At 37.4% G+C, this 16,809-nt stretch carries 14 protein-coding genes; 2 read left to right on the top strand and 12 right to left on the bottom strand.

Annotated features, from left to right (window positions below; genetic code table 11):
* Positions 1 to 9: 9 nt before the first annotated feature.
* Both DBX25_RS09860 and DBX25_RS09855 read right to left on the bottom strand, forming a co-directional pair.
* A complete protein-coding gene (locus DBX25_RS09860; RefSeq protein WP_108670764.1) occupies positions 10 to 1,068 on the bottom strand; it encodes a FecCD family ABC transporter permease in 1,059 nt (352 codons plus the stop codon).
* Entirely contained in the window at positions 1,068 to 2,072 is a 1,005-nt protein-coding gene (locus DBX25_RS09855; protein WP_108670763.1) for a FecCD family ABC transporter permease, read from the bottom strand. Before DBX25_RS09855 ends, DBX25_RS09860 begins: the two co-directional genes overlap by 1 nt.
* 224 nt (positions 2,073 to 2,296) lie before the next feature.
* Here DBX25_RS09855 and DBX25_RS09850 point away from each other — a divergent pair, with 224 nt between their 5' ends.
* Complete coding sequence (locus tag DBX25_RS09850; RefSeq protein WP_108670623.1) at positions 2,297 to 3,271, top strand: ABC transporter substrate-binding protein; 975 nt, start codon at positions 2,297 to 2,299, stop codon at positions 3,269 to 3,271.
* Positions 3,272 to 3,314: 43 nt separating this feature from the next.
* Here DBX25_RS09850 and DBX25_RS09845 read toward each other — a convergent pair whose 3' ends face one another.
* From DBX25_RS09845 to DBX25_RS09810, 8 genes are all read right to left on the bottom strand, one after another.
* Entirely contained in the window at positions 3,315 to 4,301 is a 987-nt protein-coding gene (locus DBX25_RS09845) for a Gfo/Idh/MocA family protein (RefSeq protein ID WP_108670622.1), read from the bottom strand.
* 173 nt (positions 4,302 to 4,474) lie between these two features.
* Positions 4,475 to 5,641 carry an FtsW/RodA/SpoVE family cell cycle protein gene (locus DBX25_RS09840; protein WP_108670621.1) on the bottom strand — a complete coding sequence of 389 codons (1,167 nt, stop codon included), beginning with the start codon at positions 5,639 to 5,641 and terminating at the stop codon, positions 4,475 to 4,477.
* 241 nt (positions 5,642 to 5,882) lie between these two features.
* Entirely contained in the window at positions 5,883 to 7,403 is a 1,521-nt protein-coding gene (locus tag DBX25_RS09835; RefSeq protein ID WP_108670620.1) for an N-acetylmuramoyl-L-alanine amidase family protein, read from the bottom strand.
* A gap of 625 nt (positions 7,404 to 8,028) precedes the next feature.
* Positions 8,029 to 8,907 carry an NAD-dependent epimerase/dehydratase family protein gene (locus DBX25_RS09830; RefSeq protein WP_157950933.1) on the bottom strand — a complete coding sequence of 293 codons (879 nt, stop codon included), beginning with the start codon at positions 8,905 to 8,907 and terminating at the stop codon, positions 8,029 to 8,031.
* Positions 8,908 to 9,165: 258 nt separating this feature from the next.
* Positions 9,166 to 10,266 carry a Ger(x)C family spore germination protein gene (locus tag DBX25_RS09825; protein WP_108670618.1) on the bottom strand — a complete coding sequence of 367 codons (1,101 nt, stop codon included), beginning with the start codon at positions 10,264 to 10,266 and terminating at the stop codon, positions 9,166 to 9,168.
* A complete protein-coding gene (locus DBX25_RS09820) occupies positions 10,247 to 11,359 on the bottom strand; it encodes a GerAB/ArcD/ProY family transporter (protein WP_108670617.1) in 1,113 nt (370 codons plus the stop codon). Before DBX25_RS09820 ends, DBX25_RS09825 begins: the two co-directional genes overlap by 20 nt.
* Before the next feature lie 17 nt (positions 11,360 to 11,376).
* On the bottom strand, positions 11,377 to 12,798 hold the full coding sequence (locus DBX25_RS09815; protein ID WP_420812943.1) for a spore germination protein: 1,422 nt from the start codon (positions 12,796 to 12,798) through the stop codon (positions 11,377 to 11,379).
* 400 nt (positions 12,799 to 13,198) lie between these two features.
* Positions 13,199 to 14,518: a GntP family permease gene (locus DBX25_RS09810; protein WP_108670616.1), complete on the bottom strand. Its 1,320-nt coding sequence runs from the start codon at positions 14,516 to 14,518 to the stop codon at positions 13,199 to 13,201.
* 242 nt (positions 14,519 to 14,760) lie between these two features.
* Here DBX25_RS09810 and DBX25_RS09805 point away from each other — a divergent pair, with 242 nt between their 5' ends.
* Entirely contained in the window at positions 14,761 to 14,949 is a 189-nt protein-coding gene (locus DBX25_RS09805) for a hypothetical protein (RefSeq protein ID WP_108670615.1), read from the top strand.
* A 79-nt stretch (positions 14,950 to 15,028) separates the two neighbouring features.
* Here DBX25_RS09805 and yhfH read toward each other — a convergent pair whose 3' ends face one another.
* Positions 15,029 to 15,160: a protein YhfH gene (yhfH, locus tag DBX25_RS09800; RefSeq protein ID WP_108670614.1), complete on the bottom strand. Its 132-nt coding sequence runs from the start codon at positions 15,158 to 15,160 to the stop codon at positions 15,029 to 15,031.
* Positions 15,161 to 15,344: 184 nt separating this feature from the next.
* The gene (locus DBX25_RS09795; protein ID WP_240620236.1) at positions 15,345 to 16,682 is read right to left on the bottom strand and encodes a DEAD/DEAH box helicase; all 1,338 of its coding nucleotides are present in this window, start codon (positions 16,680 to 16,682) and stop codon (positions 15,345 to 15,347) included.
* Positions 16,683 to 16,809: the final 127 nt, after the last annotated feature.

Below are 16,809 nucleotides of genomic sequence, written 5' to 3'. Positions count from 1 at the left end.
CTTTCTCACCTACGAATTCCGAGTCTTGTACAATAAGTATATGAAATAAGGTGCACCAATGCTTGCGGTAAATACTCCCGCTGGAATTTCTAATGGAGCAAACACGGTTCTTCCGATTAAATCAGCCAACATGACCAGCAGTCCACCAATTAAGCCTGCCACAGGTAACAACGCACCAAATGAGCTACCAACTAATCTTCTTGCCATGTGTGGTGCCATCAACCCTACGAAAACAATCCCACCAGCAAATGCTACCGCCCCTCCAGTAAGAGCTGTTGCTGCCACTATGAGGATAAATCTTTGCACTTGTATTTTACTTCCTACTCCTACAGCTATTTCTTCACCAAGCTCTTGTACGTTAAGATTTCTCACAGAAATAGAGACAATAATTAAGAGAATAAGGATAATAGGAAATAATACGTTAACATCCCCCCACTTAGAGCCGTTAACAGATCCTGTAATCCAAATATTCGCTTGAGATGCTTGGTAAATAGGGCCCATTACCATCATCAAAGTAGTCCCTGCTTGCATAAGCGCAGAAATACCAATCCCTACTAATACTAAACGTATAGGTGAAACTCCATTTTTCCAAGCAAATACGTAGACAATAAAAGCTGTGACAGACGCTCCAATAAATGCCGACAGAGGTAACCACGAAATACTAACCTGTAAAACATTATCATCGTCCGTAAATATAGCCAAGAAGGCGACCACTGCAAAAGAGGCACCACCGGTTAAACCAATAATATCTGGTGAAGCTAATGGATTTCGTATGACGCCTTGTAAAATCCCGCCTGATATTGCCAAGGCCACACCAACCATTAGTGCAATTAGTATCCTAGGCAATCTAAATGATGTAATGACCGTTTCATGCATGGTCGTCCCTTGCCCGATAAGTGCTCGGATGACATCCATAGGTGCTATATATAATTGACCAATCGATGCACTAATTACCAAAACTCCCACAGTGATTACCAATAAAATTAAGAATACCATTACTGCCTTTTCTTCTAACAAGAAAGAGGGTCCATTTTTTCCCATTCGCATACTACGATATCTTTTCTTCATCATTTTGCATTGAACCCCCTTCTAGCGATGTATATGAAGAAAGGGGTACCTATTACGGCTGTCATTACTCCAACGGGTACTTCTTCCGGCATCATAATGTAGCGTGATGAAATATCCGCTAACAATAATAGGATGGCACCTAAAAGCGCACTAAAGGGTATAACCCATTTATGATTAATGCCTATAAGTGAACGAGCAATATGGGGGATAACAATTCCAACGAAGCCTATAGGGCCGGATACAGCCACTGCCCCACCTGCTAGTAAAATGACACATAACGCAGAGAATAATTTAATGAATCCCACCTTGAGCCCGAGTCCTTTTGCCACATCTTCACCCATCGATAGAAGATTCAATTTGGAGGAAAGAAAGAATGCCAAGAGTAAACCAACAGATATGTAAGGTAATACAGCAATAAGGGAATCTAATTTCCTTCCTGCCACCGATCCCGCTAGCCAAAAGAGGACTTGTTCTAAAGCCGTTTCATTTAAAACCAATAAACCTTGTGTTAACGAAGAGAACATAGCCGCAATCGCCGCACCTGCTAAGGTTAGCTTCATCGGAGTCAAGCCTTCTCTTCCAAATGAACCAATCATATATACTCCAAATGCAGCAATGCCTGCACCTAGAAAAGCAATCCATGTATACGCTTGTAAACTCGATACATTAAATACCGCCACAGCTACTACCACTGCAAAACCAGCTCCAGCATTTATACCAAATACCCCAGGCGACGCTAATGGATTTTTAGTCAAAGTTTGCATCAAAACACCTGCAACCGCAAGACATGCTCCTACTGCTGAAGCAATTAATGCTCTAGGTAACCGAACCGTCTGCAAAACTATATGTTCATTCGAACCATCGTATGATACAAAAGATTCGAATGCCATTTGCCAGGTTGTATTGGTATACCCGAAAACAATACTTGCACAAAGTAAAAATAAAAACGAAAGACATAGCCCGAGTAAACCAAGCCACTTTTGAGAAGTGCTTTTCAAAAGCATCATGATGAAACCCTCTCCCGAAACTTCTATTATTTATATATCATCTTTTTACATTTCCCCTTTATAAGTCTAAAGGATGATGCATACTACGTCAATGACGATGATATTCATTATCAATTAATTGTTGACAAGTGTTTATTTTCCCATTATGATTCTATTTGTGAGTAACAGTGATAATGATTATCATTACTAATCAATAATACATATTTTCAGGGGGAAGAATCATGTTCAAACAAAACAAGAAAAACTTTATGCTTCTTGCTTTAACACTAGTTTTCGCATTGTTCCTTGCAGCTTGTGGTAAAGAAGTAGAAAAAGAAGAGGTAAAAAGTGAAGATAAACCAAAAGAAGAAGAAGTTAATTACACTGTAGATCATGCAATGGGAAGCACTACAATCACTAAAGAGCCTAAAAAAGTTGTCATCTTAACTAATGAAGGAACTGAAGCTCTACTAGCACTTGGAGTTAAACCAGTTGGTGCGGTTAAGTCTTGGATTGGTGATCCTTGGTATGCACACATTGCAAACGATATGGAAGGTGTAGAAGTAGTTGGAACTGAGAGTGAAGTTACGCTTGAAGCAATCGCTGCTCTTCAACCTGACTTAATCATTGGAAACAAAATGCGCCAAGAAAAGCTATATGATCAATTAAATGAAATCGCTCCTACTATTTTTGCTGAAACATTACGTGGTAACTGGAAAGAAAACTTCGAATTATATGCAAAAGCACTGAACAAAGAAGAAGAAGGCCAACAAATCATCGCTGACTACGATAACCGTATCTCAACGATGAAAGAAGAGTTAGGCGATAAATTAACGCAAAAAGTATCTATCGTTCGTTTCATGGCTGGAGATGTTCGTATTTACCATAAAGATTCATTTTCTGGGGTTATTTTAGATCAACTTGGTTTCGCTCGTGCTGAAGGTCAAGACGCTCCTGATTTTGCTGAGAAAAATGTAACGAAGGAAAGAATCCCTGCAATGGACGGAGATATCCTATTCTACTTCACTTATGAAGAAGGAGACGGAAAAGCATCTGCAATTGAGAAAGAGTGGCTTGAAGATCCTTTATTTAAAAACCTATCTGTTGCTAAAGCTGGTAATGTTCATAAAGTGGAAGACGTGATTTGGAATACTGCTGGTGGTGTAATCGCTGCTAATAAAATGTTAGATGACATTGAAACTTATTTCTTGAAATAATTGACTTAAAGAAGCCATGACATTAATCGTCATGGCTTCTTCCTTATTTCATATCACTAGGATATATTAGACCAATTTTTTCGCGAACTTGATCCATAACCTTCATAGTTAAAAGGGAGTTTTGGAAGGAGTTAATAGTTGATTCTGTTTTTCCTTGCTTGACTAAATCAATAAACTCTCTCATTTCATAATACATATGAGGCTGTGGTTGGTCCACCGTTAGATCTTCAACAGTTCCATCATTGTACCTGATTTCAACTTTTTCAGCACGATGAATTTTATCAATTACCATCACACCGTGTTCCCCTTGGATTTCACTAGGTAAGTACGAATTGGAAATTTTCGAATACATGACGACAGCTTCTTTGTCTTCGTATTTCAGAAGTACACTACCCTCTCCATCCACTCCTGATTCCAACATTACTGCAGTAGCTTCGACACTGTTCGGTTCACCAAAGAGTGTAATTAGTGGGTATAAACAATAAACTCCAAGATCCATTAAAGAACCATTTGCAAACTCAGGCTTAAAGGCATTAAGGACCGTCCCCTCTTTGTATTTGTCATACCGAGAAGAATACTGACAATAGCTTGCAAAATACTTACGAATAGGTCCTAATTTATGTAGGTTATCTTGAATGACTTTGAAATTTGGAAGAAAGGTTGAAATCATTGCTTCCATTAACAGCACATTGTTAGCTTTTGCACTATGAATCATTTTACTTACTTCATTTGCATTTGCTGCCAATGGTTTTTCACATAAAACATGTTTACCTTTTTCTAAAAATACTATCGCTTGCTTCGCATGGTATGCGTTAGGAGTTGCGATGTATACAGCATCTATTTCAGAACTTGACGCCATTTCTTCTAGATTAGTAAAAACGTGATTTACTCCATATTTGTTTGCAAAAGACTCTGCCTTTTCTTTAGTTCTGGAATAAACCGCCACTAGTTTAAAACCTTCAACCTCATTCGCGGCTTCTAGTAGTCTTTCTGTTATCCAATTGGTACCAATCACTCCGAAACGAATCATTCTTTTTCCTCCTCTATACAGTAGAAAACTTGGCTAGTGTTAAGCTTTGTGTGAACGTATACTTTATTTTAATCTTTTAATGCACCAATACGTCGACTACTCATTAATTACTTTCCTAAAGTATAAAAAAAGGCGCTCAAAAAGTCGAAAAATCAAACCTCCTGAGCCCCCTCTTAATTATCTGTTGAAAACATATACTTCTTATAATGGTACCGAATACTAAAAATAATTCCCATTCCAAGCATATTTCCTAATAATGAACTGCCCCCGTAGCTAATGAACGGTAGTGGAATACCAGTGATGGGTAATACCCCAATGGTCATTCCTATATTTTGAAATACGTGGAAGGTGATCATGCTGATTACCCCTACACAAATGTATGAATAGAAAGGATTTTTTGTTTCCATTCCAATCTTCGTAATATGGTAAATCAATAGGAAGAATAAACTGATGACCACACTCGATCCAATAAACCCGAATTCCTCACCGATAATACTGAAAATAAAATCTGAATGACTCTCAGGTAAGTACACTTCCCTGCTTCCAATTCCTTTTCCAGTTGTTTGTCCTGAACCGATAGCCAATAAGGAGCGGGTTAAGTGAAACCCTGTGGAGCTTTGGTAGTTATATGGGTCGATCCAAGAATAGATTCGTCCAAATTGATACTGTTGAACTCCTAGATACTTTTCTAAAATATCTGGGTGCCAAATAACGAAAAACATGATCGTGGAGGCTAATACTCCCCCAGAAGCTAGTAAAGGAACGAGAATTTTCCATGTAATACCAGAGATGAAGGTCATGCCCAAAAAGATGGCTATCAAAACGAGTGACGTTCCTAAGTCGGGTTGCTGCATCACTAATATTAATGGTAGGAAAGTGACTAAACCAAGCTTAAGGAATAGCCAAAAATCAGACTCAATCGTTTTAATTCTATTATTAGCATTATGGTTAGTAATAACATTCGCTAACGCCAAAATCATGAAAATTTTCATGAACTCCGAAGGCTGTAAGGAACCAAAACCAGGGACTCTAAACCAACTCTTAGCACCATTAATATATGGTGCTATACTATCGGGAGCCACAATTAGGAATGCAAGTAAAGCTATTCCAAACCCGTAGGCATACCATGAAATTTTCTTTAACTGATCAGAGTCTAACGTGATGACACCGAGAATAATTCCGATACCCGCCGTATACCAGACCATTTGTTTCAATAAGAAGTTCTCACCATATTGCCCTGTCGTTTGCGCGCTATATATGGCAACACAGCTAGAAATAAACAGTAGAAAGATGATAAAAGCGAGACTAAAATCTATTTTTGAATTTTGATTGTTTTGCACTACAAACTCTCCTTATGAAAAGGATGAATAATATGTTTTACTCTTAAGTCCTTTTTAAGTTTCACTTTATAATTATACTTCAATGCCATAAAATCACAACCGACAAACTATGTATGGCTAATTTTTCTTGTGAATAGTAAACTGTCCAAACAAAAAGAGAGCATTTCTATAAGCATCCGTACATCCAAAACCATTCATGGAGGTTAATGGAATAAGGGATGCTATAGAAGCCCTCTTACACTTATTTATTATTAAAATATGATACTAGTCCTTCATAAACTCCCTGAGCAGCTTTAGTTTGATATTCTTCTGTTGCTACCAAAATTTCTTCATTTGGATTGGAAACGAATCCTAACTCCAGTAAGACTGCAGGTTTTTTATTTTCACGTATGACATGAAAATTCCCATAGCGAACGCCTTGGTCCTTCATCCCTGTATGAGCGACTAAACTTTTATGAATCGTATCTGCCAATCTTTTTTCCTTAGCTGCAGAGTAGTAAAAGCTAATAATACCAGAACTAGTTTTAGTCCCAACATTGTAATGAAAACTTACAAAAGCATCAGCATTAGCTTTATGACTAACATCCACTCTTGCCTTTAATGAAATATATTTATCAATACTTCTAGTCAAAACAACGTTCGCACCTGCTTCTTTTAACAGAGCAGCCGTTTTAGAAACCGTTAATAAGGTAAGAATGCTTTCATAATTATGTAATCCAACTGCACCAGGGTCTGTCCCACCATGACCTGCATCTAAAACAATCGTTTTTCCTTTTAGTCCCTCTGTTTCAGGTTTGCTTATAACTGGCATAACTAGCCATGATGCAACCCATGCCTCAGTACCATCATTTAATAAAATCTTAAACCAATCAATCTCAGATCCGACTTTTTTAAAAGTCTCTCCTTTTAATCCAAGGATTACTTGAGGAAATTCTGTACCTGGTCCTGTACGAATATTTGCGTTATCCGTTAAAACAACCATTTCATCGACTGTTGTGTCAGTTTCTTCCTCAGGTTTTTCAGGTTTAGGTTCTTCAATGTCACCACCGAGCTTTTCATCTGTTAAGTATTGGGATGCTACCCATCCTGTCAGTGCATCTTTTGTAACCTTTGTCCAACTACCTTTTACTTCACCAGCAAGTACCTCTTCATTTGTAAGCAGTTTACCTAGAATCTTCCCGTTCATCGAAGGCTCGCTTCTTACATTCAACGAGCTTGCCTTAACATATAAGGTTTTTGTAATCACTACTGGAGGTTTTGTCACAGGAGGATTGGTACTAGTACTTTTTGGCGGAGTAGTTGTCACATATTTTTTAGCGACCCAGCCTTTTATCTTACTTTCTGTTTGTATGTAAAACCATGTACCGCTAGTTGAAAGTATGGTAACTTTAGCATTCTTTTTCACACTGCCAATTAATTTACCTTTATCCGAAGCTTGGCTTCTGATATTTAGCGATGTAGCTGTTATGTATCCTACCTGCTCATTAGCCTTTAAGTATTGGGAAGCTACCCAACCTTTTTTCTTATTAAACTGAATTTGCGACCAACTGCTTGATTTAGATACGACTTCTACTTTTTGATTTTGTTTCAGTTTTGCGACAATCGATGCTTTAGAATTTGGAGAAGATCGGACATTTAAGATATCCGCCTTAACAACTGCCGAAGAGCTTATAGCAGCATGTGACGCGCTTGGATGATATTGAAAAAAAACTGTGAATATCATCATGAGTGCAATCAATCCTGAATACGACTTTTTCCTCATGTTGCCTCACCTCGTTTATTTTATTTTCTTAGATGGATAAATCTATGAATCGACTGTTTTTTCAATCATACTTCTTTTTCAGTGGTTTTTTGAGGGTAAAAAGACTTAAAGTTATGTAGAATTATAGAAAATTATAGCATTAAATGTGATATTTGTTACATAAAGTCGAAATATTCTTTTTAATTATTATGATTTAGGATAAAATACCCCGTTCAGAAATCCTCTTAATTCACGCTCATAATTAGGGTAATATTTTACTAGAATAATTCTAATAAGTTATGTAGTAGTTTAATATTGATTTTTTAATAAAGCTGTTTTTGTAAACTTTAAAGTTTGTCCGTTGATTTCCTCTCCGAGCACTTGCTTTCCGCGGGGAGGGTGGGAGCCTCCTCGGCGTTACCGCCTGTGTGGTCTCCCACTTCCCTCTATTTCCCGCAGGAGTCAAGTGCCCTCCGCTCCAATCAACTCAGACTTATAACAATATTTAAATTAAAAAGCATCTATAATATAAAAACAACAATCTAAATAAGCCTGACCAAACGCGGAAAAGGAGCGGGATTTTATCGATTATTAACAATGTTGTTTTATTAAAAAAACACGCAGAAGTGTGCGTGTTTTCAATACTCTACTTATTATAATGATGAATTAATTCTTTGATTAGTTCATTCATATCCTTAAATTTAAATCCTTTGCTAAGTGCATAATCTACTTTTTGTGATAATGATTGACCTAAATCATAAGGTGAACGATTGTGTGAAGGATCCGATGAATACTGAACAGGCTTACCTACAATTCTGCTGATTGTCTCTAGATAGTCATTCATGGAAATATCTCCGGCAGACCCTGCATTTATTGGTCCACTGACATCGCTTTTTGCTAATGCTAGTAAGAAGCGAGCAGCATCCCCAGAATCTATAAATCCAAATTTAGCGCCTTTATTAGACACACCAACTTCTTTTCCTTCTTTAATAGCATCTACATGAAATTGAAATCTGTTTGTATAATCATCTGTACCTACAATATAAGGGAAACGGACAGTCGCTACGGGTACATCACTATATTTATATAGAACTGCCTCTGACACCCGTTTTGCTTCTTTATACCCTTCTATACCTGGGTATTCTCTACGTCCTTTCAACTCAATTGAATATGTATATGGATTAAAATTCTCTTCAACCCAGTCACTACCAAAATCATAGACTGCTACAGTTGAAATAAAGATATATTTAGAAATACTCCCTTTCAATGCTTCCAAACTTTGCTTTGCTTCTAAAGGTGAATAGCAGCTATGGTCAAATACATAGTCCCATTTCTTTCCTACCAACGCATTTGCTACTGTACCACCATCTTCACGATCTAGCTTAATTCTTTCAACTTGATCGCCAAACGGGTCAGGATTATTCCCTCTTGTTGCAATCGTGACATTCATACCTTCATGAATCATTAATTCTACAAGACGTTTCCCTACAAATTGAGTGCCACCAAGAACCAGTGCCGATTTCATTGAAACTCCCCCATCATTCAACATTTTTTCTATTTATTCATCAGTTAAAATTATCCATCACCTAAATATTTCCGTCAACAAAATCATTCCATACCATTGTTAACAGCCATTTTATTAGAAAACTTAGTTGCATTTATACTTTATTCCTAAAATTGGCTATTACGTTGGCTTACTTCTTTTTTTCCAATTTATACTTAAAAGCTGTGAAAATAAAAGGCCGGAAAGGAAGTGTGCATGTACACTCCTTATCCGACCTTTTTATTCCGCAACACCTGACTGAACGATATGAACATCTGCCTTAACTTTGATAGGCATATCTTTATATAACTGTTTCCATTCCTTACGTTTATATTTTTGATTATAGAGAAAATATCGCTTCTCCAGTCCGATAGAATCAATACTATCCATTCTTAAAAAATCGATAATCTTAACCGTCTCTTTTTCTAACTGATTTTCAATGTATTTTTCCACTTTATCTATTTCTTTAGGAATCTGAAGGTTTTGATTTTCAGGATATTCAATAATTTGGCCTTCGACTTTCAGTTTGATATGTAATGTTGGGCTTTCCTTAGGCCCTTTGTAAAAGACCTTGCTTTTAGAGGATATATTCTCGATAGATGCATACTTACCATTTTTAGCTATCTCAAATTCATAAGCACCATTCCTATAATCATCTAAAAGCATTTTGAATATAAACATTTGTTTCAAAGGTAATTTTTTTATATATTTATCTTCTCTAAATAGGGCTACACCATCAATGGAAACTGTTCCTAACTCCTTTTTTAAATGAGGTAAATAAGGATCTCTTCCTTTTTGCAAATAATAATTGTAAAACAAATGAAGATTGGTTTGTGGAACCGTTTCATATTTAATATTCTGATCGATTAGTGTGGATAAATAAACAGCAGGGTTTTCATTTGCATTATATTTCATGTTTAAATAATCTTTTGGATCTTGTTCAGTAACTGCCATGCGTAGTAATGTACCTAGCTCATGGTTACGATAAAGAGTATCAACGGTGTCTTCTATTCCTTTTTTTGAATATTCTTCTCCAAATAATGCAATTCTCAATTGACCTAAAACGAGTGGTCTCGGTGTTTTCATGGACGTTTTAGCTATAAACGAAGCGCCAGTTACGGACCTTGCCGTTTGAGTATTGAATTCCCCTGTGTTGCCTTCAGAAAAGACTGGAATCAATGCAGTTCCTTCTAAAAGCTCTTCTTTTCCTTTCTTTTTGATATATTCATAAGAGATTCCTTGAACAATATCAACATCATCCAATATTTGATTTTCAGTCCCACACCCCACCAACAGGACGCTGACAACGAGAAGAATAAGACTAGGCTTGATGTATTTCATGCTTGTTCTTCCCCTTTACCTTACTCATAGTCATTCTTATTAAAAATAGGACAGGAATATAGACATAAACAATCCAAAAGCCTACCTTACCATTATAATTATTCAACATATCAATTTTGCCTCGGTCATCCACTACGAACATACACAGAAAATATACCCCCATAAAAAACCATGTCGGATATCGCTGGTTCACCTTCAAAGTATGCTTGACCAGCTTTGATGCACACCAGAGAAGGAGCATGATATTAGGAATTACCACTAAAATCCACCATGAGACCTTAATATACTCAAAGCGTTGGATAAAGCTAAATTGGATAATTTTTGTCATCGATAAATGTGCCCAAACGGTCGATTGTAATTGTTCAGCACTAAAAAAAACAAAGGTTGCTATACAGGTCAATAGGTAAAGTATCATCGTGTGTAATGCACTCCACTGAGCGTATTTGTGCGATTTTTTAGGATTTCTAATATATGGGTAGTACACTAGTAATGTTTCATAGCCAACATAGGTTAATGACATTGCCTTAGTGCCTTCCCATAAATCCTTTATTGGATGATTGAGTAATGGAAGAAGGTTCGTCCAATCACCATATTTTAATGGAATAATAATCGTAAAAAAGAGCCAATACGGTAAGACAAAACCGAAAAAGCACATTCCTGCAACCACTCTGAATCCCCCTGATACGGCTCGATAAATAGGAAATGCAAATAATAAATAAGCAAACCATGGATGGATTTTCGGGAACATCCAGACTTGAATGACCTCTAAATATGTTCGTAATATTGTAAATCCTGAAAATGCAAAATATAAAGCAAATAGTAAATTGAAAGCTCCGCCTATCCATTTACCAAACGTTTCATCCTGGATTTTTTTCAAATCCATGGAATCGTCATCCTTAAACATTCGATAAATGAAATAGATAATTACATGTACTAAAATGCCCGCCCATATCACACTCATCCATCCATTGTAGCCTGCAACTTTTGCAATGACCCGTTCAAATCCAAGAATCCCAACACCCACCTGCGCTGAAGAAACCATGAAGAAAACGATAAAAGGGGAGATCTGATAGGCTTTCATTTTATTTTCCAATCGACATTCCCCCTTTTTTATGGTTCATCATAAAAATCATTATTTGCGCTTGGAACTGGCTTTTTATGAATATTTCCAAATCGTTTTGGTTGTTTCGTTCTTAAATGGGCAGGCCTATTTCTGTTAAATTTCAGTGGTAATCTAATAAAGAAATCCTTCATATCGGCCAACCTTGGAGGAAAGATTGGTTCCATAAATGGGTTTCCTAACGAACTTAATCGAAGTAAATGGATTAAGAGCTGTGTAAAGAAAAGCAAAATACCAACCAAACCAAGTAGTTGAGCCATCACTAAAATAGGAAACCTTATAATCCGAATGGTATTACCCATTTTATATATAGGTGTTGTAAACGAAGCCAACGCTGCCATTGCAACAATAATTAGAAGGATATTACTAGTGAGACCTGCTTCAACTGATGCCTGTCCAATAACAATCCCGCCTACAATACCTAGCGTTTGGCCTACTTTGGTTGGCAGTCGGGCACCCGCCTCACGTAGTAGCTCAATTGCTAGCTCAAGGATGACTGCTTCGATAATCGGAGGAAATGGGATTGCACTGCGAGAGGAAATCAAAGCCTGCAATAAGTCCTTCGGGATAATTTCATAATGATAAGTCAAGACAGCTACATAAGTAGGTGTTGCAAACATAGAAAAGAAAATAGCAATGAAACGGACAATTCGAATAGCAGAAGAAGTTATCCAGTTCAAATTGTAATCTTCGATTGTAAAGAAGAATTCAGTAAAAGTAACAGGTGCAATCAACCCGTGCGGAGACCCATCAGACATAATCACTACTTTACCTTCAGTTAAAGCAGCCACGACACGATCTGGTCTTTCGGTATTGATGAGTTGTGGAAATATCGACATCGGTTGGTCTTGTATAAGCTGATTGATGTAATTGACATCGATAATCTCGTCATAATCAATATTCTCGAGTCTTTGCATAACCGTCTGAACATTTTGATCACTAGCGATGTCCTCGAGATAGGCGACAACTACCTTCGTTTTCGTTACGGTACCTATGGTAAATTCCTTCACCATGAAATCATACCTAGGCAAACGTTTACGAATCAGATTTAAATTGGTAGTAATATTCTCAACAAATGATTCCTGTGGCCCAACCACACTGAACTCAACTTCTGGAGAACCAATTGCCCTCTTTTCTTGAGTTGAAGCATTAATCAATAAAATTTTGTTTTCATTTTCTAACCGAAAGGCAATATTACCTGCCAATAATCTTGAAAAAATCTCTGTTGGAGTCGCAGATATTAGACAATCTGTTACTGGAATACTATCCTCTAATTCTTGAAGGTCTTTAAAATCATTGATATACGGTAAAATATCACGATGAATCGAATTTCCATCTACAAGAGATTTAAAATAATAGATTTTTAAATGAGGGTTCCTCGTGATGACCTCTTCTAATAAATCATCTGACATCCGAAGCGTAGGAATTAAATCATCGAATGTTCTACAGTTTTCTAAATTCCCTATCTTACCTTTGTCCTTTAATTTATTTAGACGACGTTTGAAGTTCACGATAATCCCCCCTTTTCTGTTCCGTAGATAAACATCCGTCAATCAGGTTACCAATCCATTTATTATTTATTGTGTCAACTGCTAATAGAGAATATGCATGTTTAGATGGATGACAAATAGAAAAGGGTGAACCAAAAGTCTTGAATCTAGACTTTCGAATCACCCTTTGATCCTTACTTATTCTTACTCTATCAAGTTCTTATCATAAACTTCCTCTTATCCCCTGCTATAATGAGGAAAATCAACCTCCTCGTAGCTAAAGTGATATAGATTGCCTTCTTTACCAGATACCATACCTTTCTTAAATACCTAAACCTAGAGAGAATAAAACAATCGCCAGTACAACACCGATGGCTGGTACAATAACCGTTAACGCACCTACTGCATTGTAAGCATCTTGATGGGATTCTCCACATACAGCTCTGATTGTTGTTACAACATAACCATTATGAGGAAGTGAATCTAATGCGCCAGAAGATATCGATACTACCCTGTGAAGTGCCTCAGCATTAACACCCATGTCCATATAATGAGGGGCAATAAGCGGCAATGCAATTGCTTGGCCTCCAGACGCCGAACCAGTCATACCTGCAATTACGCTAACTGCAATGGCGCTTCCAATTAATGGACTACCAGGAATGTTTGTCATAAATTCTACTGCTTGAGTGAAGGCAGGAACTGCTTTGGCAACTCCTCCAAAACCTACTACTGCCGCTGTATTACCAATTGCAATTAAAGCTCCTAATGTTCCTTCTGAAACAGCACCCCAGAAATTCGTGAAATATTTGCGATTTAACACATAGGTTGCAATGACTCCGCTTAGTAACGCAACAATTAGGGCAGATTGTTTTAAAGAATCATGGAATACAAATGAAATGATAAGCACCACGATTAATGGAATAGCAGCCATCATCGGATTAGGAAGAGCACGATTTAAGGCTGCAGGATCGTTATCACGACTAACGAATTTCTCACCTTTCTGAACTGCTTTTGTAATCATCCGCTTTAACCACCAATAGCCAAAAACAGCCATGAACACCGCAACAATTAAGCTGACTTCCCAGCCTGCGTATGGCGATGTATTTAAGAAACTGATTGGAATCCAGTTTTGGATTTCTGGAGATCCTGCTGATGTCATCGTGAATGTAACGGAACCGAATGCCAAAGCAGCAGGAATGAATCGTCTAGGAAGATTTGCCTCCTTAAACAAACTTAGTGCCATCGGATATACCGAGAATGCTACAACGAACAAACTTACTCCACCATAGGTCAAGATAGCACACGCAGCCACAATCGCCAACACGGCATATTTCATTCCAAACTTTTTGACAATATATTGGGATACACTGTCCGCTGCTCCACTGTCTTCCATTACTTTCCCAAATATAGCTCCTAATAGGAACATTAAATACCAGGCAGTTACGAATCCAGAAAACCCACTCATGTAGTTACTTACTAAATTCGCTTCACCCTCACCTACTAACTGAGGAAATAATGGCAATCCGCTAAACAAGGCAACAACAAGTGCGGATAGTGGCCCCACAATTAATAAGTTCATACCACGCATGGTTAAATAGATGAGTAAAAATAATCCACCAATAAGTCCAATCATACTCAGCATTTATAATCCCCCTTATTTTTTATGCAACCGCTTTCAAATTTACGCGCCCCCTCCATTTCTAGGTTTATTTACTACTCCTACTAAATGTAATATGTACAAGTTAAAAAATAATTACATAATATTCTGAATTTAAATAAATTTTTCAAAGAGAAACGCTGAAATTTACTTTCATGGTTTGACCTTTCTAATTTTTTCTTTCTCCTTTATACTAGTATCACAAACAAAAAAGGAGCGTTAGGACTATGAGTGAGCATAACGAATCACAGGCCCCAAAGAAATTAAGTTTGCAAGATGCCATTAAACAAAAGCTAGCTCAAAAAAAGCAAGCCGGTAGCGGTGGAGCATCCTTAACCGGAAGCACCGATACAAAAAAACTTACTAGCCAGCAAACGAAAAAAACAAACAACCAACGAAGACGTATGGGAGTTTAGAAAGTTATACATCAGTAGATTAGCGGACTAAATAAAAAAGGACCACACATTTTCAATATTGAAATGTGTGGTCCTTTTTCTATTCTTCCCGCTTAGAAAGGCAACGATCGCACTCCATTAAGTATGATTCCGCTTGCTCATAAATTTTTTCCCCGCACTCACAGCAGCTCTTTTGTGGAATACTTTGATAAAATTCGACCGATCTTTTCATTTGTATTTCCTCCTTTTATATTACAGTTTAGGTTATCTCTTTTCTGTTATAATACAGTATATAACCTTCCTTGTAAAATGTGAACCCCAATTTTTAAATTTTTTTAAAATTTGAATAGGAACACGATAAACTATTCGCAAGCATAAAAAAAACAACCTCAGATTGAGATTGTTTTAGAAAGTCGTTATTTCCCTTTCGTCCTTGATGATTGCTGCTGTCTACGTTGACTAGAACTATTCCTCTGGGATGTAGCTGAGTGGTCTCTTCCTCCACCCTCACTCTTTCGTCTTCCAGAAGAAGCGCCAGATCTAAAGCGACCTTTATTTTTAGCGATGTTTTCCTCTCTTTTTTCCTTTGCAGAGAGTGGCTTTTCTTTTTTGGATCCACTAGGATTATGAGTAGGTTCAACAATTATTTGTCTTTTTTCAATCGCAAACCCTAATTTTTGTTCAATCGTTTCTAAGAGTTGTCGGTCTTTCCCAGATACAAAGGTTATCGCCATGCCATCCTTTCCAGCCCTGCCTGTTCTACCAATTCGGTGAACATAGCTTTCGACATCTTCAGGGATATCGTAATTATATATATGGGTAACTCCTTCAATATCTAAACCTCTTGCTGCCACGTCCGTCGCAATCAAGAGTTGAATTTCAGCATTGCGGAATCTCTTCATGACAGCTTCTCTTTTTGCCTGAGAAAGGTCACCATGTAATTCATCTACATTTAAACCTTTTTGACGTAATTCTTGAAACAGCTTACTAACTCTTCGTATAGTCCGGCAGAAAACGATACCCATGAATGGCTGTGCTTCATTCAATATCTCTATAAGGGCTCCTTGTTTACTTCTGTCTGTTGTTTCTACAATCAACTGCCTTATTTCCTTCACCGTTATTTCCTTTTCATGGACGGAAATGTGCTGCGGATTTTTCAGGTATTTTTTCGCAAGCTTACGCACATCTTTTGAAATGGTAGCAGAGAACAACGCGGTTTGCCTAGTAAAAGGCGTCTCTCTCATGATGGTTTCCACTTCGTCTAAGAAGCCAATATGGAGCATTTGATCACATTCATCAAGAACAAGTAAATCCACTTTATGAAGTGAAATAGTTTCTCTTCGGATATGATCTAGAAGTCGACCCGGAGTACCCACTACGATATGGATTTCACCCTTCAATGCTTTTAATTGTTTTTCCACATCTTGTCCACCATAAACGGCTAAAGCGTGGATAGCTGGGTCTACATTTTGGATAAGCTTATTCAGCTCTTCTGTTACCTGTATAGCAAGTTCACGTGTTGGGGTGATAATGAGGGCTTGTATGTAATGCGCATCCCGATCGATTTTTTCTAAAATTGGAAGCAAAAAAGCAAACGTCTTGCCGGTACCAGTTTTTGCCTGGGCTATTAAATCTTGACCATCCAACACTACTGGTATAGAGCGTTTCTGGATATCCGTCGGTTCTTTAATTCCTTGTTTAATCAACATGTCACTCCATGTTTTTGATATTCCTAATTGTTCAAATGGATTCAAAATAATCCTACTTTCTTTTTAAGATAAGAACAAAAGCGCAAGTGGCTTTGTCTTCACTACGCCTTTTGCGTCGTAGCTAGACGTGGACAATTCGTATAAGATTAAATAATTTCCTTAACAAAAATAA

Source organism: Peribacillus acanthi, assembly GCF_003073175.1.
Taxonomy (GTDB): domain Bacteria; phylum Bacillota; class Bacilli; order Bacillales; family DSM-1321; genus Bacillus_BN; species Bacillus_BN acanthi.
Note: the sequence above shows the minus strand (reverse complement) of the source record. Positions and strands in the feature narration are given on the sequence as shown.

Coding starts and splice junctions, on each gene's coding strand:
- DBX25_RS09860 (WP_108670764.1), bottom strand. CDS start 1,068: ATGAAGAAAAGATATCGTAGTATGCGAATGGGAAAAAATGGACCCTCT.
- DBX25_RS09855 (WP_108670763.1), bottom strand. CDS start 2,072: ATGCTTTTGAAAAGCACTTCTCAAAAGTGGCTTGGTTTACTCGGGCTA.
- DBX25_RS09850 (WP_108670623.1), top strand. CDS start 2,297: ATGTTCAAACAAAACAAGAAAAACTTTATGCTTCTTGCTTTAACACTA.
- DBX25_RS09845 (WP_108670622.1), bottom strand. CDS start 4,301: ATGATTCGTTTCGGAGTGATTGGTACCAATTGGATAACAGAAAGACTA.
- DBX25_RS09835 (WP_108670620.1), bottom strand. CDS start 7,403: ATGAGGAAAAAGTCGTATTCAGGATTGATTGCACTCATGATGATATTC.
- DBX25_RS09830 (WP_157950933.1), bottom strand. CDS start 8,907: ATGAAATCGGCACTGGTTCTTGGTGGCACTCAATTTGTAGGGAAACGT.
- DBX25_RS09825 (WP_108670618.1), bottom strand. CDS start 10,266: ATGAAATACATCAAGCCTAGTCTTATTCTTCTCGTTGTCAGCGTCCTG.
- DBX25_RS09815 (WP_420812943.1), bottom strand. CDS start 12,798: ATGTCAGATGATTTATTAGAAGAGGTCATCACGAGGAACCCTCATTTA.
- DBX25_RS09810 (WP_108670616.1), bottom strand. CDS start 14,518: ATGCTGAGTATGATTGGACTTATTGGTGGATTATTTTTACTCATCTAT.
- DBX25_RS09805 (WP_108670615.1), top strand. CDS start 14,761: ATGAGTGAGCATAACGAATCACAGGCCCCAAAGAAATTAAGTTTGCAA.
- yhfH (WP_108670614.1), bottom strand. CDS start 15,160: ATGAAAAGATCGGTCGAATTTTATCAAAGTATTCCACAAAAGAGCTGC.